Origin of the sequence: Synechococcus sp. F70.1 (assembly GCF_047502745.1) — a bacterium.
In the GTDB taxonomy this organism is placed as follows: domain Bacteria; phylum Cyanobacteriota; class Cyanobacteriia; order Thermostichales; family Thermostichaceae; genus Thermostichus.
In genome coordinates, this window is sequence record NZ_JANSJL010000004.1 from 1 (window position 1) to 726 (window position 726).

Annotated in this window: 1 protein-coding gene; it reads right to left on the reverse strand. The window is 49.3% G+C overall.

Translation table 11 applies throughout. The features are described from left to right. A partial coding sequence (locus NW860_RS00050; RefSeq protein WP_414511858.1) for a TylF/MycF/NovP-related O-methyltransferase occupies window positions 1–667 on the reverse strand: 667 nt, incomplete at its 3' end. Window positions 668–726 lie beyond the last annotated feature (59 nt).

Consider the following 726-nt stretch of genomic DNA (forward strand, 5'->3'; position numbering starts at 1 on the left):
AACCCTTAGGAAAGCGCTCGCGCTTCAGAGGATAGCGATAGTTGAGTTGGGGAATAAGTCTCTCCCATTGATAGGGGTTCAGGCCAGCTACCACTGAACAGAACGGCTCTCTACTGAGCTCTAACCCCTCTTCCATGAGCCTGAGAGCTATGTTGCCTGCAGCTATCTCCAAAGTTTGATTGGCCAGTTGCGGATCCGGATCCCCTAGGAAGATCAGAGCATAGTCTTCTGGCTGAGGACTGCGCAGAATTGGCTCCAGCAAGCCCTCCAGTTCTTGGATAAGCTGCTCTGTCTCCATTTCCCAGTAGGGGAAAAGGCCCACGTTGATCTTGCTCAGGCGGATCCTTTCTGATTTAGAGATTTCTGTTAGGCCATCTCTAACCACTAGCCAGTTCTCAGAAGGACTCAGCCAAACTCCTGTGTAATCAACACTATGGAGCTGAAAAAAGGCTCTGATTTCCTGCTCGAAGTCATGAACAGCTTTCCAACACCCTTGCCAGTGTCCGTAATCATCGATTTGGATGAATCCTTGGGAATGAACCTGATCATAGAAATGATGAAAAATATCCATCGTTGATTGATACCAGTCAGCATCTGCATGCAGCAGAGCAATCTCACCCACTTGCTCTCGATAGGCAGGCAAGGTGTCGGAAAAGAGCCCTGGCACGGGGACAATGAGATCCCAAACTCCCAGTTCCTTGGCAATCACCTCTAAGTTCTCCGAAA